Below are 6,279 nucleotides of genomic sequence, written 5' to 3'. Positions count from 1 at the left end.
CCCGTGGAGCTGCTGGACGGCGTGGCCGACACGGTCGAGGCGCTGTCCGCCGCCGGATGGGACCTGATCCTGGTCACCAAGGGCGACCTGTTCGACCAGGAGAGCAAGTTCGCGCGCAGCGGCCTGCTCGCCCATTTCCGCGCGATCGAGATCGTGTCGGAGAAGGATGCCGCAACGTATCGCCGGGTGCTGGCGCGCAACGGCGTCGATGCCGCGCGCTTCGTGATGGTCGGCAATTCCGTGCGCTCCGACGTGCTGCCGGTGCTGGAGATAGGCGGGCGGGCGATTCACGTCCCCTATCACGTTACCTGGGCGCACGAGCAGGCCGATCCGCCGGCCGAAGGCTATGTCCGCGCCTCGTCGCTCCGCGACGTGCCGGACCTGCTGGCAGGGATGGCGTAAGCCGTCCCGGCCTTGCCGCCCGGCAGCCGACCCCCGCTTCAGCTCCAGGGCCCGCGCTTGCCGGCGGAACTGCTGGACGGGATGCTCGAACGCCCGCGCGGCGCGCTCGTGGCGACCATCTCGCGCAGGCGCCGGACCCGCTCCTCCGTGGGCGGATGGGTCGAGAACAGCCCGTCGACCTTGCGCGCGTGCAGAGGGTTGATGATGAAGAGATGGGCGGTCGCGGGATTGCGCTCGGCGCTCTGGTTGACGATGGCGCGGGCGCTCTGCTGGATGCGCACCAGCGCGTCGGCCAGCCACTGGGGCTGGCCCGCGATCTCCGCGCCGATCCGGTCGGCCTCGTATTCGCGGGCACGCGAGATGGCCATCTGCACGATCATCGCCGCGAAGGGCGCCAGCAGGCTGACCAGCAGCACGCCGACGAAGCCCAGCGGGTTCTGGTTCTCGCCGCTCCGGGTCGCCGGCCCCAGGAAGAAGGCGAAGTTGGCGAGCATCGAGATCGCACCCGCGATCGTCGCGGTCACCGTCATGATCAGGGTGTCGCGATTCTTGACGTGGGCGAGTTCGTGCGCCATCACCCCCGCCACCTCCTCCGGCGACAATCGTCGCAGCAGGCCGGTCGTGGCCGCCACGGCCGCGTTCTCGGGGTTGCGTCCGGTCGCGAACGCGTTCGGCTGGTCGTTCTCGATGAGGTAGACGCGCGGCATCGGCAGATCCGCCCGCTGTGCCAGGCGCTCGATCATCGCGTGGAGGTCGGGCGCCGTGCGCGCATCGACCTCGCGCGCGCCATGCATGCGCAACACGACCTTGTCCGAGTTCCAGTACGCGAAGCCGTTCATCGCGACCGCGATCATCAACGCGATCACGAGCCCCCCCTGCCCGCCGATGAGCCAGCCGACGCCGAGGAACAGGGCGGTCATGCCGGCAAGCAGCACGGCCGTGCGGAAATAGCTTGTCATGACGGTCCCTCGGAAGCGATCCCGGCCCGGGATATGGGAAGCGCCATGCCGAACCATCAAGGGCAGGGTTGCAAGGGCAGGCTTGGCGGCGGCGGCCGGCCACGCCATATTCCCGGGCATGAGCGACGACCAGAACGAAGCGGCCGGCACCGCGGGCGGCACCGCCCCCGAGCCCCTCACCCCGAAGTCCGTGCCCCAGAAAGGCGGGGAGATCGGTGGTCCCCCGGGTCCCGAACCGACGCGCTACGGGGACTGGGAACGCAACGGCCGCTGCACCGATTTCTGAGCTCCGGCCGGCTCACCGGCGGGCCGGAAGGTATCGGCTCAGCGTGTGTACCGCGAGCCCCGCGGCGAGCCCCCAGAAGGCGCTGCCGATCCCCGCTGCCGACAGTCCGGACGCCGTCACCAGGAACGCGATCAGCGCCGCGTCCCGGCGGTCCGCGTCGCCCAGCGCGCCGGCGAGCGCCCCCGTCAGCGCGCCCAGCAGCGCAAGCCCGGCAAGCGCCGAGACCAGGGCCGGCGGCAGCGCCGCGACGACGCTGACGAGAGAGGCGCCGAACCCGGCCAGCACCAGGTAGCAGAGCCCGTATGCGAGCCCGGCGACGTAGCGCCGCCGGGGATCGGGATGTGCTTCCGTCCCGGCGCAGATCGCGGCCGTGATCGCCGCCAGGTTGATCGCGTGGCTACCGAAGGGCGCGCCGAGCACCGAGGCGATGCCGGTGGCGCCCAGCAGGGGCCGGGCGGGCGGCGAATAGCCCGAAGCCGACAGAACCGTAAGGCCGGGCAGGTTCTGCGAGGCCATGGTGACGAGGAACAGCGGCACGCCGACGCCGAGCGCCGTCGCGGCGTCGAAGACCGGCATGGTCGGCGTCAGCGTCGCCGGGGCCAGCACGATGCGGCCGGCATCCACCACCCCCAAGCCCCAGGCGAGCGCGACACCGGCGACGAGGACGACCGGCATCGCCATGCGCGGCGCAGCGACCCGCAGCACCAGGAACAGCACCACGATCGGCAATACCAGGGCCGGTACCTCGCCCATCGTGGCGAACAGCCCGATTCCGAAACGCAGCAGGACGCCCGCCAGCATCCCGGCCGCGATCGCCGCCGGGATGCGCCGGACCAGACGTCCGAGCGGGCCGACCGCGCCCGCGATCAGCAGCAAGGCACCGGAGACGAGGAACGCGCCCGTCGCCTCGGCGAAGCCGCCGGGGAGGGTGCTCGCTGCGATCAGCGCCGCGCCGGGGGTCGACCAGGCCGTGACGATCGGCTGGCGCCATCGCCAGCTCAGCCAGAAGGAGGTCAGGCCGATGCCGAGGCATAGCGCCGCGATCCAGGAGGACAGTTCGGCCGGCGAAGCGCCGGCGGCCTGGGCAGCCTCGACCACCAGCGCGATCGTGCCGCCGAAGCCGACCACCACGCCGATCACGCCGGCCGAGATGGCGGAGGCGGACGCGTCGGCCAGGATGGAGCCGCGCGGTCGGGCTTCGACCGCCGATGCCGCGGCCGACAGGTTTCGTGCATCGACGGTCATTCTGCGGCCTTATTGCCACTCCTCCGGCACTGTTTGCAACCGCGCTCGCGCAACGGCCGGGAACTCCCTCGCGGTCGGCGCCGTTGTTCGAGAAATCGTGGACGGAAGGAGCGGAGCATGACGGCGATCCGCCGCATAAGGGCGACCGGGTCGGTTCTCGTCGGAGTGGCCGCCGCGGTTGCGGCGACCTGCGCGGCAGCCCAGCCGGTCGCCGAGGTGAAGCCGGCGGCGCCGGAGGCCGGCTTCGACCTGGTCGTGGTCGGCGGGCTTCCGGGCGTCGAGCCGAAACGCTTCGCTCTCGCCGTGGCCGAGGCACTGCCGGACCGGCTGGTCGATGCCCAGGCCAACTTCACGCGCCATCCCGGCCACGATGCCGACACGTCGTACCGGATGCACGTCGTGTTTCACGGCGAGGGCGATGCGGTGGCGCCGGAGACCCTCTGCACGCGACCGCATCCCGAAACGGAGCCGCCGGCGCCGGCCGACGACCTGATGGCGGCTACCCAGGTCGCCGCGGCGTTCTGCGCCGGCGAGACTGCGCTGAGCACCGCGACCGACCGCATGCTCGGCAGCATCGCCCCCGGCCAGGCGGGCTTCCGTTTCCTGGTCGCGGACATCGCCAAGCAGCTGTTCCCGGACGGCTTCGACACCCTGCCCGGAACCGGGACCCTGGCCGCGCCCCTGGAATGACCCGGGTCGGAGGCCGCTCCTCGCCGGCGGTCATCTCAACCCACGGACGTGTGGGCCGGGCGGGATTGCGTGCGGGGGTTCTTCATCTCAGCGCCGGGTTGAGCGTGTAGGTCCCCACCGCCTCGCCCGTGGCGAGGACCCGGCCCTCCATCGCTTTCTCGACGTCGCGCCCGTCGAAAGGACCCGAAAGGCCCAGCGTCGGCACGTCGAGCGCATGGACGCGGACCGCGTAGCCGTGCATCCGGGCATCGTTCGTCGGCGGGCAAGGGCCGTCATAGCCGCCGTAGGAGCCGGCGGTGTCGGGGTCGGCGTTGAAGAATCGGGCATAGTCGTTGACGCCGCGAACGCCGTTGGCGGTCGGCCCGAAAGGCTTGCCCCGCGGCGTCACCCCCTCGCTATCCGCACCGGCCGGCAGGGCGGTCGTCGTCGGCGCCACGTCGACGAGGACCCAGTGTACGAAGGTCTGCCGTGGCGCATCTTCCGGAATCTCGACGTCGGGATTGTTGACGTTCGACAGGTCCATGGGCACGTCGGGATCGACCATCAGCACCGCATAGGAGCGGGTGCCGGCCGGGCCGGGGGACCAGGAGAGACCGGGGCTGACGTTCGGCCCGTAGCCTCCCGGGCCGCAATAGGCGGCGGCGTCGGGCAGACGGCCGTCCGGAGACAGCCCTTCGAGGGTGACGTCCATCCGTCCAGCCTCCCGTTCGGCCGCCATGCCCGTCGCGGGCAGGAGAGCCGTCAGCAGGAGGAGGGATGCGGATGCCGCGGCGATGCCGGGCAGGCGGTGCCGTTTACTGTGTGCCATCGTTGACCGTCTCCGATGCCGTCGGGTTGGGATGTGGCGGTGCGCCGTTTCCCTGCACCGCAGCATCGCCGATCGCCCGACCGTCCGGTGCACCGATCCGATCACCGACGGCAGCAGATCCGATCAATCGCCGCCGGGGAGCGTGGCGGCCAGGGCCGACGGGGTGACGCCGCGGACCGCCTGGAAGCGCTTGGCGAACCGGGCCCGCGAGGCATAGCCGCACGCGGCCGCCGCCTCGCTCACGCTGACCCGCTCCCGTTTCAGCAACGACTCGGCCGCCGCCATCCGCTCCTGCTGAAGCAGGACGCGCAGCGACGTCCCTTCCCGCGCCAGACGGCGACGCAGCGTCGCCTCGCTCGTCCCCAGATCGCGCGCCAGCAGCGCCGCGGTCCAGGGATGGTCCGGTTTGGCGCCGACCGCCATACGGACGGCATCCGCCGCGCTGTCGCCCTGCGCGGCAGGGGCGAGCGGCAGGACACCGCCGTCGGCCAGCAGCAGCAACACCTCCATCACCCGATGCTCGACCACGTGGCCGGGCAGCCCGGCGCCCCCGGCAATGCCGGCGGCGACGTGGAGGAGCGTGGAGGCGAGCACGTCGGTCAGGGCCAGACGGGCGAAATACCCACCCCTGAGTTCGCAGGCGGGCCGGTTCGGGTGCGCCCTGCGGGCCCGCAGCACCAGCTCGGACGGAAAGGTCAACAGGAGCGCGCGGTAGCAGCCGGCCTCGGCATCGGGTTCGTTGACGACGTCGCCGCGCCAGCCCGCCCGCAGGACCAGCAGCTCGCCCGGCCGGAACCGATGCACCGCACCGCCGACATGGAGTTGCTTCTCCCCCTCCACCGGCACCACCAGGGCTGCCGACGGCATGACGAATGCCGCCACCCGTTCCTGCCGCCGGGCGAAGAAGGTCGTCAGCGCGGGGCCGGCGCCGCCGGAACCGGTACTCGGACCGAGGCCCGAAAGCGTCCGCCGGAACGCCTCCAGGCCCCGGGCGTCGAGTCGGGCCGCCATGGCACTACGGTCCCGCGGGCGCGCCGGTCCACTCGATGGCGGCGGCGGGCGGCTCGACGGGCTTGGGCCGGGTATCCGGGGCCGGCGTGCCGAGATAGATGAAGCCTATGATCGCGGCCGTCGTCGGCAGGCCCAGCGCCTGCTTCACGTGGTCGTCGTACGCCCGCTCCCCCGTACGCCACATGGTGCCGAGACCCTGGGCGTGGGCGGCCAGAAGGACGTTCTGCGCCGCAGCACCGCCGGCCAGGATCTGTTCGATCTCCGGAACTCCGGGGCGCGGCTGCGGCGTCACGGCCACGACCAGGATGGCGGGGGCGCGCAACGGCTTGCGCCGCTCGCGCTCCAGAAGCGCATCGGTGGCCGAAGAGTCGGCGCGGCGCAGCGCCTCGGCCAGCACCTCGCCGAACCGCTCCCGCGCCTCGCCCCGGATCAGCAGGAAGCGCCAGGGCCGCATCCGCCCGTGATCCGGCGCCCGCGAGGCGGCCCTCAGGATCGCGTCGAGCTGGGCATCGGTCGGTCCGGGCTCCACGAGGGCACCGATGCTGGTCCGGGTGCAGAGGGCTTCCAAGGCGTCCATCTCGGGTCTTTCCACGTTGGAGGGGACCGATCGGCCGGAAGCATATCACAACCTGTGGAGATGACGCCGCCACCATCGCGGAAGATGCATCCGCCGGTGGCCGGACCGCCAAGGCGGGCCCGGCCCCGCCCGGGGCCGGGCTCCTCCCGCAGGGACCGCTTCAGCCGCGGTTCATGCGGTTCTCGACGAGATCGCCGACGACGGCGGGATCGGCCAGCGTCGAGGTGTCGCCGAGAGCTTCGTGCTCGTTGGCGGCGATCTTGCGCAGGATGCGGCGCATGATCTTGCCCGAGCGCGTCTT

General features: G+C 72.1%; 8 protein-coding genes. 3 read left to right on the top strand and 5 right to left on the bottom strand.

Annotation, left to right across the window (positions count from 1 at the left end):
• Positions 1 to 402: HAD family hydrolase (locus VGO20_RS16120; RefSeq protein ID WP_327503396.1), on the top strand; the 402-nt coding region annotated here is incomplete at its 5' end.
• Between the two features lie 38 nt (positions 403 to 440).
• Here VGO20_RS16120 and htpX read toward each other — a convergent pair.
• A complete protein-coding gene (gene htpX, locus VGO20_RS16115) occupies positions 441 to 1,361 on the bottom strand; it encodes a zinc metalloprotease HtpX (RefSeq protein ID WP_327503395.1) in 921 nt (306 codons plus the stop codon).
• Positions 1,362 to 1,479: 118 nt separating this feature from the next.
• Here htpX and VGO20_RS16110 point away from each other — a divergent pair, with 118 nt between their 5' ends.
• Complete coding sequence (locus VGO20_RS16110; RefSeq protein ID WP_327503394.1) at positions 1,480 to 1,647, top strand: DUF1674 domain-containing protein; 168 nt, start codon at positions 1,480 to 1,482, stop codon at positions 1,645 to 1,647.
• 12 nt (positions 1,648 to 1,659) lie between these two features.
• On the opposite strand, the gene VGO20_RS16105 is transcribed toward VGO20_RS16110, so the two are convergent.
• Positions 1,660 to 2,892, bottom strand: coding sequence for a benzoate/H(+) symporter BenE family transporter (locus tag VGO20_RS16105; protein WP_327503393.1), 1,233 nt, complete (start codon positions 2,890 to 2,892; stop codon positions 1,660 to 1,662).
• Between the two features lie 117 nt (positions 2,893 to 3,009).
• Between VGO20_RS16105 and VGO20_RS16100 the strand changes: the two genes are divergently transcribed.
• Positions 3,010 to 3,582: a hypothetical protein gene (locus VGO20_RS16100; RefSeq protein ID WP_327503392.1), complete on the top strand. Its 573-nt coding sequence runs from the start codon at positions 3,010 to 3,012 to the stop codon at positions 3,580 to 3,582.
• Positions 3,583 to 3,664: 82 nt separating this feature from the next.
• On the opposite strand, the gene VGO20_RS16095 is transcribed toward VGO20_RS16100, so the two are convergent.
• The 3 genes from VGO20_RS16095 to VGO20_RS16085 all read right to left on the bottom strand — a co-directional run bounded on the left by VGO20_RS16095 (position 3,665) and on the right by VGO20_RS16085 (position 5,978).
• Positions 3,665 to 4,390, bottom strand: coding sequence for a YbhB/YbcL family Raf kinase inhibitor-like protein (locus VGO20_RS16095; protein ID WP_327503391.1), 726 nt, complete (start codon positions 4,388 to 4,390; stop codon positions 3,665 to 3,667).
• Positions 4,391 to 4,513: 123 nt separating this feature from the next.
• Entirely contained in the window at positions 4,514 to 5,401 is an 888-nt protein-coding gene (locus VGO20_RS16090; RefSeq protein ID WP_327503390.1) for a helix-turn-helix transcriptional regulator, read from the bottom strand.
• Positions 5,402 to 5,405: 4 nt separating this feature from the next.
• Positions 5,406 to 5,978 carry a nitroreductase family protein gene (locus tag VGO20_RS16085; RefSeq protein ID WP_327503389.1) on the bottom strand — a complete coding sequence of 191 codons (573 nt, stop codon included), beginning with the start codon at positions 5,976 to 5,978 and terminating at the stop codon, positions 5,406 to 5,408.
• Positions 5,979 to 6,279 lie beyond the last annotated feature (301 nt).

Origin of the sequence: Arenibaculum sp., assembly GCF_035998295.1 — a bacterium.
Taxonomy (GTDB): Bacteria; Pseudomonadota; Alphaproteobacteria; order Azospirillales; family Azospirillaceae; genus DASYHS01.
Note: the sequence above shows the minus strand (reverse complement) of the source record. Positions and strands in the feature narration are given on the sequence as shown.

Excerpts from the sequence above, each read along its gene's own strand:
- VGO20_RS16105 (WP_327503393.1), bottom strand. The coding sequence starts at position 2,892 with ATGACCGTCGATGCACGAAACCTGTCGGCCGCGGCATCGGCGGTCGAA.
- VGO20_RS16085 (WP_327503389.1), bottom strand. The coding sequence starts at position 5,978 with ATGGACGCCTTGGAAGCCCTCTGCACCCGGACCAGCATCGGTGCCCTC.
- VGO20_RS16100 (WP_327503392.1), top strand. The coding sequence starts at position 3,010 with ATGACGGCGATCCGCCGCATAAGGGCGACCGGGTCGGTTCTCGTCGGA.
- htpX (WP_327503395.1), bottom strand. The coding sequence starts at position 1,361 with ATGACAAGCTATTTCCGCACGGCCGTGCTGCTTGCCGGCATGACCGCC.
- VGO20_RS16095 (WP_327503391.1), bottom strand. The coding sequence starts at position 4,390 with ATGGCACACAGTAAACGGCACCGCCTGCCCGGCATCGCCGCGGCATCC.
- VGO20_RS16110 (WP_327503394.1), top strand. The coding sequence starts at position 1,480 with ATGAGCGACGACCAGAACGAAGCGGCCGGCACCGCGGGCGGCACCGCC.
- VGO20_RS16090 (WP_327503390.1), bottom strand. The coding sequence starts at position 5,401 with ATGGCGGCCCGACTCGACGCCCGGGGCCTGGAGGCGTTCCGGCGGACG.